The organism is Actinomycetota bacterium, from assembly GCA_028698215.1.
In the GTDB taxonomy this organism is placed as follows: Bacteria; Actinomycetota; Humimicrobiia; order Humimicrobiales; family Humimicrobiaceae; genus Halolacustris.
This window is the reverse complement of record JAQVDY010000010.1, coordinates 1-18,291: the sequence shown is the minus strand read 5'-3', so window position 1 is coordinate 18,291 and position 18,291 is coordinate 1. Positions and strand designations below refer to the sequence as shown.

The window sequence follows — 18,291 nt, the reverse complement described above, 5'->3', positions numbered from 1 at the left end:
GTGAAAGCAGTAATACTGGTGGGAGGAAAGGGAACCAGGCTAAGACCCATTACTTACCTGAACCCCAAGCCCATGCTTCCTTTGGTAAACCGTCCCTTTATGCATAATTTTATTAATTGGCTTAAATCGCATGGTATAAAAGAAATAATTTTTTCCACAGGCTACCTGCCTTCGGCATTTAAGAATTATTTTGGCGATGGCTCTAGGCTGGGAGTAAGTATTACCTATGTGGTAGAAGAAAGCCCTTTGGGTACCTGCGGGGCGGTAAAGAATGTTATGAAGTATCTGGATGGCTCAAAATTTATGGTATTTAATGGGGACATTCTTACTTCCCTTAATCTTACTGAAATGATTAATTACCACGAGAGTAAAAAATCTGATATAACCATATCCCTGACCCCGGTGGAAGACCCTTCCGCTTATGGGCTGGTTCCTATAGACGGGGAGGGAAAAGTAGCCGAGTTTTTGGAAAAACCCAGTGAAGAAGAGATTACTACCGACCTTATCAATGCCGGAACCTATATTATTGAGCCCCAGGTTATGGACATGGTGCCGGAAGGAATTAATTACTCTTTTGAAAGGGGGCTTTTTCCCAAGGCCCTGGCTGAAGGTTACCGCATATACGGCTACCGTTCCCAGGATTACTGGCTGGATGTAGGCACTCCCCAGAAATACCTGGCTGCCCATCATGACATACTGGATAAGAAGATTGAGTTTGATTTTCCCTACCAGGAATATAAGCGGGGTATATATATAGCTGATAAGGTAAAATTTGATGATTCTAATTTTACTTCAGGGCCGGTGGTGGTAGGGCATGGCACTATCATTGAACCAGGGGCTAAAATCCTGCCGTTGACGGTTATTGGGGATAACTGCTACCTGAGCTGCGGGGCTGAAATTTCGGGAAGCGTCCTGTTTAACAGCTGCCGTATCGGTAAAAATACAATAATAAAGGATTCAATACTATCTAAAAATGTTAAAATAGATGAAAATGTAAGGATCGAAGGGGTGTCCCTGATTGGAGACAATAGCATTATTGCCAAAAATAACGTGTTAAAAAATGGAATAAAAATATGCATTAACTCCAGGATACAGTCAGGGCAAATACAATTTTAATGGGTAAAGAAAAGAGGAGAGCAAAGTGAGAGCATTGATTACAGGCATAACCGGCCAGGACGGCTCTTATCTGGCAGAAATTTTGCTGGAAAAGGGCTATGAGGTTTATGGCATGATAAGGAGGTCTTCTGTAGAGAACCTGTACAGGATTGAGCATATCAAGGACAAGATAAAGTTTGTTCAGGGAGACCTGCTGGACCAGCTTTCTATTGTTAATGCAATAAAAGAAGCCCAGCCGGATGAAATCTATAACCTGGCGGCCATGTCCTTTGTACCCACCTCCTGGAACCAGCCGGTGCTTACCGGCGAGTTTACGGGGCTGGGAGTTACCAGGATGCTGGAAGCGGTTAGGAACTTAAACCGGGATATCAAATATTACCAGGCTTCCAGCTCAGAGATGTTTGGCAAAGTAAGGGAAGTTCCCCAGAATGAGGATACCCCCTTTTACCCCCGCAGCCCTTATGGGGCAGCCAAGGCTTATGGACATTATATTACAGTCAATTACAGGGAAAGCTACGACCTGTTTGCTTGCTGTGGCATCCTGTTTAATCACGAGTCTCCCCGCCGGGGGATGGAGTTTGTTACTAAAAAAATTACCGATGGAGTGGCCAGGATTAAGCTGGGCTTGGCTGATGCCCTTTACCTGGGCAACCGTGAGTCCAAACGGGACTGGGGTTATGCTAAGGATTATGTGGAGGCCATGTGGCTTATGCTGCAGCAGGACAAGCCCAGTGATTATGTAGTATCTACAGACCACACCCATAGTGTGCAGGAATGGGTGGAGGCTTCTTTTAGCTGTCTGGATCTGGACTGGAAAAAATATGTAAAAGTTGATCCCCGGTTCCTGCGCCCGGCCGAAGTGGATCTGCTGGTAGGTGACTCCTCCAAGGCCAGGAAAGAATTAGGGTGGAAGCCCAAGGTGGATTTTGAGCAGCTGGTTAAAATAATGGTAGAGTATGATTATAATTATTTAAAAAAACAGGTTTAGGAAGCAGCCATGACAGAAAGAAACATCCAGTTTGGTACTGACGGTTGGAGAGGAATAATAGCTGATCAGTTTACCTTTGAAAATGTTAAAGTAGTGACCCAGGGAGTATGTGAATACTTGGAGCATAAGGCCGGGGGTGATAGCCATCAGCGCAAGGTGGTAATTGGGTATGACACCCGGTTCCTATCCGACCGTTTTGCCCTCATGGCAGCTGCTGTATTTGCTGCCAATAAGGTAGATACTTTTATATCTGATGGCCCGGTACCCACCCCGGTGCTGTCCCATGCAGTGGTAAACCATGGTGCCGACCTGGGCATAATGATTACGGCCAGCCATAATCCCTACCCCTATAACGGCTATAAGGTAAAGGGGCCTTATGGAGGGTCAGCTACCATGGAAATAATTGATAAGATTGAAACCAGGGTAAACCGGGGCATAGCAGATGGCCTTTTTTACCGCTGCATACCTCCGGATAGCCAACATGGAGACCAGCATATTAATAAGGTAGATTTTATCTCACCCTACCAGGACCATATATTCAGCCTTATAGATACCGGTGAAGTGGGTAAATATAATTTTAGCTTGCTCCTGGATCCAATGTACGGGGCAGGGCAGAATATTTATCGTAAAATGGTTGCCAGCCTGGTTCCAGGGAGAGTAGAAGAAATTCACTCTGAGGTCAATCCTGCTTTCGGAGGCCTGGCTCCTGAGCCCATAGGGGAAAACCTTAACCAAGCCCGGCAATACCTTAAGGCCCATCAGCTGGATATGGCGGTATGCCTGGATGGAGATGCAGACCGCATTGGAGCTTTGGCTGGAGATGGCAGCTATGTCAGCAGCCACCATATATTTGCAGTGGTTTTAAATCATCTGGCTGCTGACCGCAAGTTAAGGGGGAGGGTAATTAAAACCGTATCCACTTCCTCTATCATTGACCGCATATGCCGCCACTATGGCCTGGATTTGGAAGTTACCCCTATAGGGTTTAAGTACATTGGAGAAAAGATATTGGAAGGCGATGTCATTATGGGGGGAGAAGAAAGCGGAGGCTTGTGGTGTTATGGCAATATTCCGGAAAGAGACGGCATGTTGATGGGCTTGAAATTAATGGAAATTTGCGCTTTGAAGCAAAAAACCATAGGGCAAATTTTGGAAGACATATACAGCCAGTTTGGGGGATTTGTCTATGACCGGGTAGACCTGGAAGTAACTGTTGGCCAGAAAAATAAACTGGGGAAGCTGCTGGCAAGCAGCATCCCCCCAGATATAGAAAAACTGGGAATAGCAGAGACTATTACCATAGACGGCTATAAATATGTAACCCAGGATGGAAGCTGGCTGATGATAAGGCCCTCGGGCACCGAAGCAGTGGTAAGGATTTATGCTGAAAGCAGCCAAGATGAAAAACTAGCGGGCTTGCTGCAAGCTGGTAAAAAAGTTATTGATGGCATATTAGGCTAAAAATTTGTAGTATTAACAGTAGGCAGGAGTATTATTTTTATGAATAATTTAGACCATTTAGATAAATTGAGGGAGCTGGACCCCCAGGGAATGCTGGCAGTGGAAGAAGGTTTCTACCAACAGCTGCAGCAGGGAGTTGAAATCGCCGGCCAATCTGATTTAAGCAAGATATCGGGCAAAAAATATTCAGGAGTGGTATTTACGGGAATGGGCGGCTCGGGCATCAGCGGAGATATCATTACTGCACTGGCCGCAGACAGCAGCCAGGCCCCTATGGTTTCAGTAAAGGGTTACCGGCTGCCCCGGTTTATTACCAAGGATTGGCTGGTAGTGGCTTCCAGCTATTCCGGCAATACTGAAGAAACCCTTTCCTGCGTGCAGCAGGCCATGGATATGGGGGCTACCATGCTGTTTATAACTTCTGGGGGCAGATTGGAACAGCTGGTCCAAGATTATGACAGCGTATCAGCCATAACTGTTCCCGCAGGCTTACAGCCCAGGGGAGCTTTTGGTTATTTGTTTATGCCTGCTTACCTGGCTTTGGCACAGCTGGGGCTGTTAGCAGTAAAGCAGAGCCATATAGAAGAAGGTTTGGAAATAGTAAAAAAACTTAGCAGCCAATATAACCGCAAGGTGGAAACTGGTAAAAATTTTGCCAAGCAGGTAGCGGTGAATATAGGAGACCGTCTTCCCCTGGTATATGGGCAGGAAGGTTATTTGGCTCCTATTGCTTACCGTTGGAAATGCGAGATAAATGAAAATGCCAAGACACCTTGTTTCTGGGCCCAGTTTCCGGAGCTGAACCATAATGAAACTGTAGGTTGGGAAAGGCTGGATAAGCTAACCAAAGATTTTGCCCTTATAATTTTGAGCCGTCCGGAAGGCCATCCCAGGATAAGGGCCAGGGTAGAAGCTACTAAAAAATTGATTGATAATAATTTGGGCAAGGTAATAGAAATTCCGGTTAAGGGCCAAAGCAGTTTTGCCCAAGCCATATCTACCCTGTATACTGGAGATATAGCCAGTGTTTATTTGGCCCTTTACCACGGGGTAGATCCCACCCCGGTAGAAAAGATTGAAAAACTAAAAGCAGAACTTGCCAAGCTTGATTAATTTAGAAAGGAAAGATAATGGAGTACGATGTAAAAGATATAAACCTGGCTGCCCAGGGTAAAAACAAGATTGAATGGGCTGGCCAGGATATGCCTGTGCTGGCTGGCATTAGAGAAGATTTTGCCAAGAACAAGAACCTGGAAGGCCTGGCATTAGGAGCCTGCCTGCACGTGACCAGCGAAACCGCCAACCTTATGATTACCTTAAAAGCAGGAGGAGCCCAGGTGGCTTTATGTGCCTCTAACCCCTTAAGCACCCAGGACGATGTGGCTGCTTCCCTGGTAAAGGATTATGGCATATCAGTGTTTGCCATAAAAGGTGAGGATAATGATACTTACTACAGGCATATAAACAGCGTGCTCGATACCAGGCCCCGCATTTCCATGGATGACGGTGCGGATGTAGTGTCCTGCCTGCACAGCAAAAGAAGGGAATTGCTGGACCATATGCTGGGAGGCACCGAAGAGACCACTACCGGGGTAATAAGGCTAAAAAGCATGGAAACCAAAGGGGTTTTGGGTTATCCCATAGTGGCGGTAAATGATGCCAAGACCAAACATTTTTTTGATAACCGTTATGGTACCGGGCAGAGTACCATAGACGGCATACTCAGGGCTACCAATATTTTGCTGGCCGGCAAGAAATTTGTGGTGGTAGGCTACGGCTGGTGCGGCAGGGGAGTGGCTATGAGGGCCAGGGGCATGGGTGCCTCGGTGGTAGTATTAGAGATCAATCCCCTTAAGGCCCTGGAAGCTAAAATGGACGGATTTGAGGTAATGACCAATACCCAGGCAGCTAAGCTGGGGGATGTATTCCTGTCAGTCACCGGAAATAAGAATGTAATAGGTGAACCCATACTGGCTAACTGCAAGGACCGTACCATTGTGGCTAATTCCGGCCATTTTGATGCGGAGATTGATATTAATTATTTAAAACAAAACAGCCAGTCCAGCCGGGAGGTAAGGCCTTTTGTAACCGAGTACAAGATGAATGACGGCAGAAGGATATATTTGCTGGCAGACGGCAGGCTGGTAAATCTGGGAGCAGCAGAAGGCCATCCGGCCAGCGTTATGGATATGAGTTTTGCCAACCAGGCTTTAAGTGCAGAATATATTTACCAGAATGCCGATAATCTAAAAAAGAAAGTATATCCGGTGCCGGAAGCCATAGATGCCCGGATTGCTGAAATAAAACTGCAAACCATGGGAGTAGTGATAGACAAGCTTACCCCCGAGCAGGAGGAGTATTTAAATTCATGGGAGCTGGGAACCTAACCTTAATCTGGAAAGGCGATTCTCTGGAAATGATTGACCAGAGAAAACTTCCTTTTACACAAGAATATGTAATATGCAAGGATGCCAACAGCACGGCCCAAGCCATCCAGGATATGGTAATCAGGGGCGCTCCGGCTATTGGAGTGGCAGCTGCCTATGGAGTGCTGCTGGCCGCCAAAAGGTATGAGGGAGACAGCAAGGATGAATTCCTTTCCCTTGTAAGGGAAGGGGTATATGTGCTGTCCAAATCCAGGCCTACCGCAGTGAACCTGTTCTGGGCCTTAGACAGGATGGAAAAACTGGTAGATGAAAATATTGCACAAAGCATTGACTCCATTAAGCAGATACTGGAAAAGGAAGCCAAAAAGATAGAGCAGGAAGATATTAGCATCAACAAAGCCATAGGCCAGCATGGCCGGGAAGCTTTAAGCAAGCTGGGCAAACCAAAATTATCCATACTTACTCATTGCAATGCTGGAGCCTTGGCTACGGCCGGATACGGAACCGCACTGGGAGTCATCAGGAGCCTGCATGAGGCGGATATGATAGAGAAAGTGCTGGTAGATGAGACCAGGCCGTATCTTCAGGGAGCCCGGCTGACTGCCTGGGAATTGTACCAGGATGGCATACCCCACTGGGTAATAACCGATAATATGGCTGCCTATTTTATGTCCAGGGGCCAGGTGGATGCAGTGGTAGTGGGGGCAGACCGGGTAGCTAAAAACGGTGACAGCGCCAACAAGATTGGTACCCTGGGCTTATCGGTACTGGCCCATTACTATAATCTTCCCTTCTTTATTGCTGCTCCCTTGTCTACTGTGGATTTCAGCATAGAGGAGGGCAGCCAAATACCAATAGAGCAAAGGGATGAAGAAGAAGTAAGGACTGTATTGGGCACCAGGATAATCCCTGGCTATATACAGGTTAAAAACCCTTCTTTTGATGTAACCAGCCATCAGAATATTACCGGGATAATTACGGAAAAAGGAACTGTTTATCCTCCTTATGAAAAAAATATTGCTAACTTGGGATAGGAGTGGGTATAGATATGAAAGTGAAAAAAGCAATGGTACTGGCAGCTGGTCTGGGAACCAGGCTGAGGCCGCTTACAGACCTTATCTCCAAGCCTATGGCTCCTATTGTTAATAAGCCGGTTATGGAACACATTATTGACTTACTGGCCAGCCATGGCTATAAGGATATAGTGTGCAACCTCCACTGGTATCCTGAAGCCATCAAAGACCATTTCGGTGACGGCTCCAGATGGGGTGTTAACCTGGTGTATTCCTATGAGGAAGAGCTGCTGGGGACTGCCGGGGGAGTAAAAAATGTGGAAGACTTTTTTGAAGGGCAGCCTTTTTTAGTAATCAGCGGGGATGCCCTGACCGACATAGATTTAACCAGCGCTTCTGGGTTTCACCAGAAAAAAGGAGGAATCTGCACCATGGTGCTGACCAGGGTGGAAGATACATCTCAGTACGGGGTTGTACTTTTGGATGATGAAAAACGTATTTATGGTTTCCAGGAAAAACCTTTAAGCGGAGAAGCAAAATCAGACCTGGCCAATAGCGGAATCTACTTTTTTGAACCCCATATTTTTGAGCATATGCCCCAGGGTAAATTTTACGACTTTGGCAAGAACCTATTTCCCCATCTTTTAGAACAGGACATCCCTTATTATGGCTATACCCATTCCCAATACTGGAATGATGTGGGCAGCCTGGATGAATACCAGCAGGGTAATTTTGATGCCCTGGAAGGAAAGGTTAAGGTAAAGATACCGGGCAAACAGATAAAAGAAGGGGTATGGATCGGCAAGCATTGCAAGATAGAAGAAGATGTTATCATCATTCCTCCGGTATGTATTGGCAATAACTGTACCATAAAGAAGGAAGCCAAGCTGTTTGGGCCTATCATTTTGGGCGATAATACGGTAGTGGACCAGAGGGCAGTGCTGTACCGGGGAATAAAATGGGGAAGCGGCTATATTGGCAAGGATTCTTCCTTGATTGGAGCTATTATTGGTTATGATGCTAAAATAAAGGATAAGGTATCGGTGCTGGAGCGGGCTGTCATAGGCTCCAAAAGCGTTATCGAAGACGGGATAATTATACATCCCAGTGTAAAGATAATGTCCAATGAGGTCATAAATATTGATAAGTTGAATAATAAAAAACAGCAGGAAAAATAATTATTCAGTGAATTTAAGGCAGATAAATTTAGGGGAAGCATTAAAAGATTTAATCCTACCCCCTGCCTGCTGTGTTTGCGGCCGGGTGTCCACTGCTCCCTTATGCCAAGACTGCGGGCAGAAAATAGAGATTATAGGGGAAGATATTTGTCCCCGATGCGGCTGTCCCCATACACCGGAAGTCTGCAGCTTTTGCTCCCAGCAATCCCTCTATTATTACCGCAGCCGAAGCTTTGCCTATTACGGTGATACCATTAGAGCTGTAATTTTCCGTTATAAGCAGCAGGGTATCAGCCTCTTGTCAGGTCTTTTGGCTTCCTGGCTTGAGCTTAGCTATAACCAGCATTACAGGGGGGAAGATATAGAGATAATGGATGGGGTGCCGGGCTCCCATATCCAAATGATATGCTCTCATCTTGAAAGCAGGCTAAAAATACCTTATGCTAACAACTTACTGAAGATAAGGAAAGGCCAGGAGCAGAAACAACTGGACAGCAGCACCCGTAAGTTTAATCCGGTAGGAGACTATAAGGTGAGGGACTGCCTTAAGTATTACGGACGCAATCTATTGCTGATAGATGACGTGTTTACTACCGGCAGCACTTTGAATCATGTCTGCTGGCTGGCTAAAAAAGCAGGGGCTGCTAAAATTTATTTATTAACTGTAGCCAGGGGAGAGCACCGTATATGAAAAAGATGATGGGTGTAGTAAAATGGTTCAGCCCTGAAAAGGGGTTTGGCTTTATACAGGCCCAGGATATGGATAACATTTATGTTCACTACAGCGGAATCAGCAGTGCCGGTTTCAAGAGCCTGACCCGGAGCCAACAGGTAGAGTTTGAATTAAGCCGGGACAGCCGGGGGCCGGTGGCAGTTGATGTTTGTATTAAAAATAATTAACCAAGGAGGCAAACATGGAATTCAAAATCAGAAGCAAGAACATTGATTTGGATGACAAGATTAAAGAATATGCCCAAAAAAAGATAAGGGACAGGGTTGATAAATTTTTAGATAAAGTGGTAGAAGCCGAATTAAAACTTATTTTTGAAAAGAATCCCAGAATAAATGAAAATACCCGGGCTGAGGTTACCGTTTTTACGGCAGGGGCGGTAATCAGGGCCGAAGATACAGGAACGGATGTATTTTCTGCTATTGACAAGGTCAGTGATAAGCTGGAACGGCAGGCCAAAAGATTTAAGAATAAAAGGATACAGAGGGGCAGGAAATCCCCTGCTTCCGCCGGAGAAAATAATGTTGCTGAGAAAATAAAGAAGCAGATAGTTAAAACCAAGTCCTTTACGCTAAAGCCTATTCCCCCGGAGGAAGCAGTAATGCAGATGGAGCTGCTGGGGCATGACTTTTTTGTGTTTATCAATTCCGATACTAATTCCACGGCGGTAGTGTACAGGAGGAAAGATTCTAATTACGGGCTTATTGAGCCCACTACAGAATAATATGGTGGTTGGAAATGTTTGAAAAAATTGGAAATTTATTGAAATTTGGAGAAGGCAAGAAGCTAAAAGCCTATGAGCTGCTGGTAGAGCAGGTAGCCGGATTTGAGGACAGCTTAAAGAAACTGGATGACCAGGCTTTAGCGGCCAAGACCATAGAATTTAAGCAGAGGCATAAGCAGGGCCAGAGCCTGGAAGAACTGATGGCCCCTGCCTTTGCCGTGGTCAGGGAAGCAGCCAGGAGAGTGCTTGGCATGAGGCATTTTGATGTGCAGATTATGGGTGGGGCTGTACTTTTTGAGGGCAAGATCGCAGAGATGAAAACCGGGGAAGGAAAAACCCTGGTGGCCACTTTGCCGGTTTACCTTAATGCCATAGCCAATAAATGCACCCACCTGGTAACCGTAAATGATTATCTAGCTAAAAGAGACAGCCAGTGGATGGGTAAAGTCTATGAGTTTTTGGGCTTGGAAGTGGGCCTGCTGCAGCATGGCATGGATACTGCTGAAAAGAAACAGCAGTATGATTCTGATGTGGTGTACGGCACCAATAATGAGTTTGGTTTTGATTACCTCAGGGACAATATGGTGGTCAGCAAAGACAGGATGGTGCAAAAAGAACACCAGTACGCCATAATTGATGAGGTGGACAGTATTTTAATCGATGAAGCCAGAACCCCCCTTATCATCTCCGGAATAGCTACCGGTACCACCAAAATATATCAGCAGTTTTCGCGCATTGTACCTATGCTGGAGCCGGATAAGGATTTTGAGGTCGATGAAAAGGCCAAGAATGCAGCCATAACTGAGGAGGGGGTAACCAGGGTAGAGCAGCTGACCGGTATAGATAATCTATACGATCCTGCCAACTATTTGATGGTTCATGCCCTAAACCAGTCTTTGAAAGCCAGGCATCTGTTTAAAAAGGATGTAGACTATATTGTCAAAGAAGGCGAAGTAATCATAGTGGATGAATTTACGGGAAGGCTTATGCCCGGCAGAAGGTATTCAGAAGGCCTGCACCAGGCTATTGAAGCCAAAGAGAGGGTAGCTATTAAGGATGAAAACCAGACTCTGGCTACTATCACCATCCAGAATTATTTCAGGATGTATGACCGGCTGGCGGGTATGACCGGAACCGCAATTACCGAAGCGGCTGAGTTCAGGCATATATACAACCTGGAAACGGTAGTAATACCTACCAATAAACCCTTAAAAAGAGACGAGCTTCCTGACCTGATTTACAAGAGTGAAGAGGTAAAATTTGCCAATGTGGTACAGGATATAGCACAGCGTAACCAGAAAGGCCAGCCAGTGCTGGTGGGGACCATTTCCATCGAGAAATCAGAAAAGCTGTCAGCCATGCTTAACCGGATGGGAATTGCCCATAACGTGCTTAATGCCAAGCATCATGAAAAAGAGGCGCAAATAGTAGCTGATGCCGGGCAGAAGGGGGCAGTTACCATTGCCACCAATATGGCTGGAAGGGGAACTGATATTGTTTTAGGCCCGGAAGTAGCCGGCCTGGGAGGCTTACATGTGCTGGGTACAGAAAGGCATGAAAGCAGGAGAATAGACAACCAGCTCAGGGGTAGGAGCGGTAGGCAGGGTGACCCTGGCTCCAGCCAATTCTACCTTTCCACCGAGGATGAGCTGCTGAGGCTGTTTGGTTCTGAACGGATAGGAGCCATAATGGACAGGTTTAGTTTTCCAGATGACCTGCCCATTCAGCATCCCATGATAAACAGGGCGGTAGAAAATGCCCAGAGACAGGTAGAATCCCGAAATTTTGAGATAAGGAAGCATGTCTTAGAATATGATGATGTAATGAACAAGCAGAGGGAGATCATTTACGGCCGCCGGAAAAAGGTACTGCTGGAGCAGGATTTAAGACAGACCGCTGTTATGCTTACCAGTGAAGCGGTAGATGACCTGGCAGCTGCCCATATCAATAAAAATGACTATCCTGAAAACTGGGATCTTAAGGGCTTGGGGACTGTTTTGGCCGCCGAATTTGGCCAAGATATGCTGGATAATGATTTAGATTTGGAAAACCTGAAAGCCGAGCAGTTTACCCAGGATTTAAAGGCAAAAGCGGTAAAGGCTTATGAGCAGAGGGAACAGGAACTGGGCCCGGAAATTATGAGGAACCTGGAAAGGCTGGTAATGCTGGATGTAATTGATAACCGGTGGAGGGAGCATTTGCTGGAAATGGATTACTTAAAAGAAGGTATCGGGCTCCGGGCTATCGGGCAGAGGGATCCTTTAGTGGAATACAAGCATGAGGCTTTTGCCTTGTTTAAGGATCTTATCTCAGAAATAAGGCAGGATACGGTAAAGCTTTTGTTTAATGCTAAAGTGGTAACTAAAAAACAGGAACCCCGCCCCAACCCCCTGGAAAACATTAGCACCAGCGGTCCTTCCCAGGCTGTACCTGCTAAGCCTAAGCAAGTTCCGCACCAGGACAAGGTTGGAAGGAATGATCCCTGCCCCTGCGGCAGCGGTAAGAAATATAAGAAATGTTGTGGAAGGTAATTATGTTAAATGACTACTCAGATAAATTAAAGGAAATAAGGGAGAAGCTGGTTTTTTTAAAGGATTGTCTTTGAAATAGGTAAAAAGGAAGAGAGGCTGGATACCCTACAAAAGAAATCCCTGCAGCCAAAATTTTGGGACCAGAAAGAAAAGGCACAGCAAACCTTACAGGAGATGAATACAGTAAAACAGGCAGTTGACCGCTACCACCAGGCCAGCCAGCTGGCTGAAGATGTAGAGCTGGCCCTGCAGCTTCTGCAGGAAGGGCCTGATAAAAAACTGGAGGCAGAGCTTAACCAGAACCTGGATCTACTGAAAAAAGCGGTAGACGATATTGAAGAGCAAGCTATACTGTCCGGCCCCTACGATTCCTATCCGGCCGTTCTAAATATACACCCCGGGGCAGGAGGGACAGAGTCCCAGGATTGGGCAGAAATGCTGTTGAGGATGTATACCCGGTGGATGGAAAAGAAAAAACTTAAATACAGGGTGGTGGATTTTTCAGCAGGGGACGAAGCCGGAATAAAGAATGTTACCCTTACCGTGACTGGGGACCATGCTTATGGCCTGCTTAAAGGGGAAAAGGGAATACACCGGCTGGTCCGTATTTCGCCCTTTGATTCTTCCAAAAGAAGGCATACCTCTTTTGCTTCAGTTGAGGTTACTCCCTTGTTTGAGCAGGATGTGGATATAAGCATTAACAAGGAAGACTTGAAAATAGATACCTACCGTTCCAGCGGAGCGGGGGGACAGCATGTCAATGTTACTGACTCGGCAGTAAGGATAACCCATATTCCTTCCGGAATTGTGGTTAGCTGCCAGGATGAAAGGTCACAGATGCTTAACCGGCAGACAGCCATGCAGATACTTAAATCCAAGCTTTATGAGCTGGAGATTCAAAAGAAACAGGAAGAAATGGACAAAGTCAGGGGAGAGCAGAAAGACATAGCCTGGGGCAACCAGATCCGCAGTTATACCCTGCAGCCCTACCAACTTATAAAGGACCACCGTACAGGAGTGGAAATTGGGGATGTGCAGTCTGTTCTGGATGGGGATATAGACGAATTTATAAGGGGTTATCTTGAAAAAATGTTGGCCAGAGGTTAAACTCTATCTATTAAAAAAAATTACCTTTCTTTTTTAAATATGAATATGATTGAATTTAAGAATGTAACCAAGATATATGATGACAATACCATCGCTTTAAAAAATATAAATGTGGTAGTTAAAAAAGGGGAATTCATGTTCCTGGTAGGCCCCAGCGGCTCAGGAAAATCAACTTTTATTAAACTATTAATCAAGGAATATGATGTATCCAGCGGGTCCATTTTTATTGCCGGCAGGAATATCTGCAAATTAAAGTCTTCCCGTATACCTCATTTGAGAAGAAATATAGGCTGTGTTTTCCAGGATTTTAAGCTTCTTCCCAATAGAACCGTATTTGAAAATGTAGCTTTTGCCTTGGATGTCATAGGTAAACCAACCTATGTCATAAATATCCAGGTGCCCCAAGTATTGAAGCTGGTAGGCCTGTACCAAAAGATGCATTCTTTCCCCCATCAGCTTTCCGGAGGAGAGCAGCAGAGGGTTTCCATAGCCAGGGCTTTTGTTAACCGTCCCCCCATACTGTTAGCAGATGAGCCTACTGGAAACCTGGACCCGAATACCAGCGACGGTATTATGACCCTGCTTTCCAGGATCAGTTTAATCGGAACCACCGTGGTTATGGCTACTCATGACAAAAGTGTGGTAAACTCCATGAGGAGGAGAGTAGTAGAGCTGGAAAACGGCGAAATAATAAGAGACCAGAAGAGAGGGGTTTACGGAGACTGATGACCAGGGCCAAGTATTATTTTGGAGAGACCTTTTCAAATTTTAAAAGAAACTTCCTTATGGCCTTTACTGCTATTACTACCGTGGCCATAACTTTATTTATGGTAGGCCTGTTTTCAGTAATAGTATACGATGTCCTGGGGATTCTAAATTCCATTAAGAGCCAGGTGGAAATTGCTGTTTATTTGGAAGACAATATTTCTGACGAACTAAAAGTTTACCTGGAACAGGAAATTGAAGGCTGGGAAGAGATAAAGGGTGTAAATTTCATATCCAAGGAGCAGGCCCTGGAACAATTCAGGGCAAAGAATGAAGGCAGTGATATCCTAAAGGAAATCCAGGGCAACCCCTTGCCCGCTTCGTTTGAAATTACCTTAATTGACCCGGAGAAAGTAGATCAGGTAGCATTGAGGTTTGTAGACCGGGATGGGACCTACATAGAGGGGGTCAATGATGTTATATATGGGCAGAATTATGTCAATAAGCTGTTTTCGGTAATTGCAGTAGTAGGAACCATCGCCCTGCTGATCATTATCGTGCTGCTTCTGGCTACCATTGTGCTTATTTACAATACCATCAGGCTGTCTATCCATGCCCGGAGAAAAGAAGTAGAGGTAATGAAACTGGTGGGGGCTTCCAATTGGTTTGTAAGGATACCCTTTTTATTTGAAGGATTTTTTGAAGGTTTTATGGGCAGCATACTGGCAGTAGTGATCCTTTATTTTCTGGGTAATTTCCTGCTTATTAAAGGAGAAAGGGCCATAGTGGATACTATGAGCATCAGGGATCTGGCCATTGTGGGCAGCAGTAATATTGCCATCTATATTTATCTGGCGTTGATTGCCCTTGGTGCACTGGTGGGAATTTTAAGCAGTGCTTTAGCCCTTAGGAGATATCTTAAAGTTTAGGGTTAACATTTATAAAAGGTATGGTACAATAAGGAAAACAAAAAATATTTTTTGTTATGCAAAATTGCAGTAAGAACTTTATAGCCATAATTGTAGCAATTATAATAGCCGCCACTTCTTTTTTATTCGGTTATTCACCTTCCATGCTGCATGCCCAAAACCTGGAAGAAGAGCTGGAACAAATCCAGGAAGAAAGAAAAGAAACCCAGGAAAAAATAGAGGAAACCAAAAAACAGGAAAAGGAATATATTCAGCAGGTAGAGGTAGTAGAAGGCCAGCTGCTGGGTGCCCTGTCTGAACTGGAAGGGTTGAATGCCAAAGTATCCGAAGCTAAATCAGAAATAGATAAAACCACTATTGAGCTGGTATTAAAGGAACAGGAGCTAAAGGATATTGAACAGGAGCTGGAGTCCAAAATCCAGGTCCTTAATGACCGGGTAGCTTCCATATATAAAAACAGGAACATAAACGTATTAGAAATCCTGCTTAAGGCTGAAAACTTCCTGGAATTTGTATCCCGTATCAAACTGATGAATAACCTGGCAGAACAGGATACCGAAATCATAACTGCCATCAAGGAAAAGAAGCAAGCCACCTTAAATGTAAAAAAATCCATTCTGGACCTGAGGGAGAAACAGGAAGAAGGCAAAGCAAAGGTAGAAGCCCTGGTAGTACAGGCTGAATCCAAAAAAACAGAAATAGAAGGCATCTATAATGAGAAAAACAGCCTGCTAAACCAGACTACTGCCAATAAGAATGCCCTCATCCAGATGGAAAAGCAGCTGGCATCCAAGGAATCTGAGGTTAAAAGGATACTGGATAGCTATCGTTACGGCAGCGCCCCCGGGGGCAAGTTTGCCTGGCCTGTTGCCGGCAGGATAACTTCCGGGTTTGGAAACAGGATGCACCCCATCTTTGGGTATGTGAGGTTTCATTCAGGAATAGATATGGCTGCCCCTTACGGTACTCCCATTATTGCTGCTGATGGCGGCCAGGTAGTACAGGCTGGTTATTTTGGGGGTTACGGCAATTCCATCATGATCTACCACGGGGGAGGATATGCTACCTGGTATGCGCATATGTCCGGGTTCAATGTATCCAATGGCCAAATGGTGCAGAGGGGACAGGTAATTGGCTATGTAGGCTCTACCGGATGGTCCACCGGCCCTCATCTTCATTTCGAAGTCAGGATTAATGGTAATGCCCAGAACCCTATGGGCTTCCTATAATATTTAAGCTTATATTGCATTTTATCCCAAAAGCATATAACTTATAACTGGTATTTTTTATAACTGATAGGTGATTTTTTAATGCTTAAAAGCTTAATCCTAAAAATTATAGCAGTAACGGTGGCTATTATCCTTATATTCGGCCTGGGGTTTTGGCTGGGTATAAACTTCTATACCATTAAGCAGGTAGCCAGCAATAACCAGGGGCTGAGCTTGCTGGGCTGGGATAACCAAGCTAGCGATAGCCAGCAAGCTTTTAGCCTAGAGCCTTTACAGGAGGCCATAGACCTTGTACTAAAGAATTCCATATACCGCCAGCCTCCGGAGCAGCTGCTTCAAAATGCCATAGAAGGCATGCTGGAAGGCCTGGATGACAAGTATGCCGATTATTTTAGCCAGGAGGAATACCAGCAGATAATGGAATCCTACCAGGGCACCATGAGCGGTATCGGGGTCATAGTAACCCAGGATGAGCAGGAAAGGGTGGTTATAGTAACCGTAATAGAAGATACCCCTGCCGGGGAAGCAGGCCTAAAGGAAGGAGATATAATTTCTGAGGTAGAGGGGGAAGCTACCAAGGGATTGCCGTTGGAAAAAGTGGTAACCAAGATAAAAGGGGAGGAAGGCACTTCTGTTAACCTTACTATATACAGGACTTCAGAAAACAAGAGATTTAAAGTGGATATTACCAGGCAGCAGTTTTACGTTCCCAATGTTTTCTCAGAACTGCAGGATGGAAACATCGGTTATGTCCAATATATTGGATTCCAGGACCGGGGAGCAGAGAAGCTGGAAGAAGAAATAGAAGAGCTGATGGAGGCAGGTGCACAAGGCATAATCATTGACCTGCGCAACAATTTAGGGGGAGTGCTGGATGATGCAGTAGCGGTATGCGATTTGTTTATGGATGATGGCATTATAGTTATGGTTAAGGGCAGGTCAGGGGAAAACGAAAGGACTTCTACTTTCAATGCCAAGGAAGGCGGGTTGGTAGATATACCACTGGTAGTGCTGGTAAATGAGTTTTCAGCCAGTGCTTCTGAATTGGTGGCAGGATGCTTGCAGGAAAATGGTAGGGCGGTGCTGGTGGGAAATACCACATTTGGAAAGGGTACTGTACAAACCATACAGGAGTTATCCAATGGCGCCGGTTTAAAATTAACTACCGCCAATTACCTGCTTCCTAGTGGAAAATCTATTAATGAGGTAGGGGTAGAGCCTGACCTGGCGGTAGAGCTGGACCTGGAAGCAGAAGAAGATACTCAGCTAAACCAGGCGAAAGAAACCTTAATTTCCATGATTGGTGATCAGGATGGCTAAAAAAGGTGACCAGCATAGGGTCCTGGCTGCGAAGAACAAGAAGGCTTTAAGGGATTTTTTCATACTGGATAATTTTGAAGCAGGTATAGTGTTAAAGGGCAGTGAGGTTAAATCCATAAGGGAGCATAAGATAAACTTAAAAGATAGTTTTGCCCGGGTTAGAGATGGGCAGCTGCTTTTATATAATGTGCATATATCCCCTTATGATAAAGCCAGGATAGAAGAAATTGACCCGGTGAGAACCAGGAAACTGTTGATGCACCGGAAGGAAATAGACAGGCTGGCTGGAAAGCTGACCGATAAAAGCCTGACCCTGGTGCCTCTGGAAGTTTATTTTAAAGATAACCGGGTTAAGGTAGAACTGGCCTTGGCCAAGGGCAAGGTAAAAAGAGATAAGAGGCGGGATATACAGGAACGGGAGATGAAGAGGGAAATAAATAGGGCTTTGAAATATAAGTGATATTGTTGTATGATAATTTAGCTTCTATATGGGGGCGAATTGGATTCGACGGGGATAGGTTGAGCTTGGATGGCAAGCCGAGTATCAGAACTCGTAAAAAGCTGAAAATAAACATAAATGCTGACGATACACAGTTAGCTTTAGCAGCGTAGTTTAACGTTGCTCGTCTACGAAAAGGTTCCTGTGCTTTTCGATAGGCGCCGTTTAGCAGGATACCCGGCTATGTTCTGTCTGTAGGTATAACTGGGGAAATTTATACGGGCTAGCTTTTATGAATGGTGCTCTTACCAGGCATAAAAGTGAAAATAAAATAAGGGATAAGCTTGTAGAGGTTCAAGTGGCAATATCTTCGGACGCGGGTTCGATTCCCGCCGCCTCCACCATATCAATAACCGTCAAACCTATGAGATCCA

General features: G+C 45.2%; 17 protein-coding genes and 1 other RNA gene. All 18 read left to right on the top strand.

The window, feature by feature from the left end; translation table 11 throughout:
• Positions 1 to 1,116 carry an NDP-sugar synthase gene (locus PHN32_04645; GenBank protein ID MDD3776873.1) on the top strand — a complete coding sequence of 372 codons (1,116 nt, stop codon included), beginning with the start codon at positions 1 to 3 and terminating at the stop codon, positions 1,114 to 1,116.
• A gap of 25 nt (positions 1,117 to 1,141) precedes the next feature.
• Positions 1,142 to 2,104 carry a GDP-mannose 4,6-dehydratase gene (gene gmd, locus PHN32_04640; GenBank protein ID MDD3776872.1) on the top strand — a complete coding sequence of 321 codons (963 nt, stop codon included), beginning with the start codon at positions 1,142 to 1,144 and terminating at the stop codon, positions 2,102 to 2,104.
• 9 nt (positions 2,105 to 2,113) lie between these two features.
• Positions 2,114 to 3,565: a phosphoglucomutase/phosphomannomutase family protein gene (locus PHN32_04635; protein MDD3776871.1), complete on the top strand. Its 1,452-nt coding sequence runs from the start codon at positions 2,114 to 2,116 to the stop codon at positions 3,563 to 3,565.
• Between the two features lie 39 nt (positions 3,566 to 3,604).
• The gene (locus tag PHN32_04630; protein MDD3776870.1) at positions 3,605 to 4,678 is read left to right on the top strand and encodes a bifunctional phosphoglucose/phosphomannose isomerase; all 1,074 of its coding nucleotides are present in this window, start codon (positions 3,605 to 3,607) and stop codon (positions 4,676 to 4,678) included.
• Positions 4,679 to 4,695: 17 nt separating this feature from the next.
• Positions 4,696 to 5,952 (top strand): adenosylhomocysteinase, encoded by a 1,257-nt coding sequence (ahcY, locus tag PHN32_04625; GenBank protein MDD3776869.1) that lies wholly within the window; start codon positions 4,696 to 4,698, stop codon positions 5,950 to 5,952.
• The gene (mtnA, locus tag PHN32_04620; protein ID MDD3776868.1) at positions 5,934 to 6,986 is read left to right on the top strand and encodes an S-methyl-5-thioribose-1-phosphate isomerase; all 1,053 of its coding nucleotides are present in this window, start codon (positions 5,934 to 5,936) and stop codon (positions 6,984 to 6,986) included. The genes ahcY and mtnA overlap by 19 nt, the downstream gene beginning before the upstream one ends.
• 14 nt (positions 6,987 to 7,000) lie before the next feature.
• The gene (locus PHN32_04615) at positions 7,001 to 8,143 is read left to right on the top strand and encodes an NDP-sugar synthase (GenBank protein MDD3776867.1); all 1,143 of its coding nucleotides are present in this window, start codon (positions 7,001 to 7,003) and stop codon (positions 8,141 to 8,143) included.
• Positions 8,144 to 8,150: 7 nt separating this feature from the next.
• A complete protein-coding gene (locus tag PHN32_04610) occupies positions 8,151 to 8,834 on the top strand; it encodes a double zinc ribbon domain-containing protein (protein MDD3776866.1) in 684 nt (227 codons plus the stop codon).
• Between the two features lie 5 nt (positions 8,835 to 8,839).
• Positions 8,840 to 9,043 carry a cold-shock protein gene (locus tag PHN32_04605; protein MDD3776865.1) on the top strand — a complete coding sequence of 68 codons (204 nt, stop codon included), beginning with the start codon at positions 8,840 to 8,842 and terminating at the stop codon, positions 9,041 to 9,043.
• Between the two features lie 14 nt (positions 9,044 to 9,057).
• Positions 9,058 to 9,597, top strand: coding sequence for a ribosome-associated translation inhibitor RaiA (raiA, locus tag PHN32_04600; protein MDD3776864.1), 540 nt, complete (start codon positions 9,058 to 9,060; stop codon positions 9,595 to 9,597).
• Positions 9,598 to 9,611: 14 nt separating this feature from the next.
• Positions 9,612 to 12,128 carry a preprotein translocase subunit SecA gene (gene secA, locus PHN32_04595; protein ID MDD3776863.1) on the top strand — a complete coding sequence of 839 codons (2,517 nt, stop codon included), beginning with the start codon at positions 9,612 to 9,614 and terminating at the stop codon, positions 12,126 to 12,128.
• A gap of 2 nt (positions 12,129 to 12,130) precedes the next feature.
• Positions 12,131 to 13,235 (top strand): peptide chain release factor 2 gene (gene prfB, locus PHN32_04590; protein MDD3776862.1). Its coding sequence is split into 2 segments (ribosomal slippage): positions 12,131 to 12,199 and positions 12,201 to 13,235, totalling 1,104 coding nucleotides; the frame shifts between segments, so codons are not numbered across the junction.
• A 45-nt stretch (positions 13,236 to 13,280) separates the two neighbouring features.
• Positions 13,281 to 13,961, top strand: coding sequence for a cell division ATP-binding protein FtsE (gene ftsE, locus PHN32_04585; protein ID MDD3776861.1), 681 nt, complete (start codon positions 13,281 to 13,283; stop codon positions 13,959 to 13,961).
• Positions 13,961 to 14,869 (top strand): permease-like cell division protein FtsX, encoded by a 909-nt coding sequence (gene ftsX / locus PHN32_04580; protein ID MDD3776860.1) that lies wholly within the window; start codon positions 13,961 to 13,963, stop codon positions 14,867 to 14,869. Before ftsE ends, ftsX begins: the two co-directional genes overlap by 1 nt.
• 56 nt (positions 14,870 to 14,925) lie before the next feature.
• The gene (locus PHN32_04575; GenBank protein ID MDD3776859.1) at positions 14,926 to 16,098 is read left to right on the top strand and encodes a peptidoglycan DD-metalloendopeptidase family protein; all 1,173 of its coding nucleotides are present in this window, start codon (positions 14,926 to 14,928) and stop codon (positions 16,096 to 16,098) included.
• A gap of 81 nt (positions 16,099 to 16,179) precedes the next feature.
• Complete coding sequence (locus PHN32_04570; protein ID MDD3776858.1) at positions 16,180 to 17,418, top strand: S41 family peptidase; 1,239 nt, start codon at positions 16,180 to 16,182, stop codon at positions 17,416 to 17,418.
• Positions 17,411 to 17,878 carry an SsrA-binding protein SmpB gene (gene smpB / locus PHN32_04565; GenBank protein MDD3776857.1) on the top strand — a complete coding sequence of 156 codons (468 nt, stop codon included), beginning with the start codon at positions 17,411 to 17,413 and terminating at the stop codon, positions 17,876 to 17,878. The genes PHN32_04570 and smpB overlap by 8 nt, the downstream gene beginning before the upstream one ends.
• Before the next feature lie 30 nt (positions 17,879 to 17,908).
• Positions 17,909 to 18,261, top strand: a transfer-messenger RNA (tmRNA) gene (ssrA, locus tag PHN32_04560).
• Positions 18,262 to 18,291 lie beyond the last annotated feature (30 nt).

Excerpts from the sequence above, each read along its gene's own strand:
- PHN32_04605 (MDD3776865.1), top strand. The coding sequence starts at position 8,840 with ATGATGGGTGTAGTAAAATGGTTCAGCCCTGAAAAGGGGTTTGGCTTT.
- ahcY (MDD3776869.1), top strand. The coding sequence starts at position 4,696 with ATGGAGTACGATGTAAAAGATATAAACCTGGCTGCCCAGGGTAAAAAC.
- mtnA (MDD3776868.1), top strand. The coding sequence starts at position 5,934 with ATGGGAGCTGGGAACCTAACCTTAATCTGGAAAGGCGATTCTCTGGAA.
- ftsE (MDD3776861.1), top strand. The coding sequence starts at position 13,281 with ATGATTGAATTTAAGAATGTAACCAAGATATATGATGACAATACCATC.
- PHN32_04570 (MDD3776858.1), top strand. The coding sequence starts at position 16,180 with ATGCTTAAAAGCTTAATCCTAAAAATTATAGCAGTAACGGTGGCTATT.
- smpB (MDD3776857.1), top strand. The coding sequence starts at position 17,411 with ATGGCTAAAAAAGGTGACCAGCATAGGGTCCTGGCTGCGAAGAACAAG.
- ftsX (MDD3776860.1), top strand. The coding sequence starts at position 13,961 with ATGACCAGGGCCAAGTATTATTTTGGAGAGACCTTTTCAAATTTTAAA.
- PHN32_04575 (MDD3776859.1), top strand. The coding sequence starts at position 14,926 with ATGCAAAATTGCAGTAAGAACTTTATAGCCATAATTGTAGCAATTATA.
- PHN32_04635 (MDD3776871.1), top strand. The coding sequence starts at position 2,114 with ATGACAGAAAGAAACATCCAGTTTGGTACTGACGGTTGGAGAGGAATA.
- raiA (MDD3776864.1), top strand. The coding sequence starts at position 9,058 with ATGGAATTCAAAATCAGAAGCAAGAACATTGATTTGGATGACAAGATT.
- secA (MDD3776863.1), top strand. The coding sequence starts at position 9,612 with ATGTTTGAAAAAATTGGAAATTTATTGAAATTTGGAGAAGGCAAGAAG.
- PHN32_04630 (MDD3776870.1), top strand. The coding sequence starts at position 3,605 with ATGAATAATTTAGACCATTTAGATAAATTGAGGGAGCTGGACCCCCAG.
- PHN32_04615 (MDD3776867.1), top strand. The coding sequence starts at position 7,001 with ATGAAAGTGAAAAAAGCAATGGTACTGGCAGCTGGTCTGGGAACCAGG.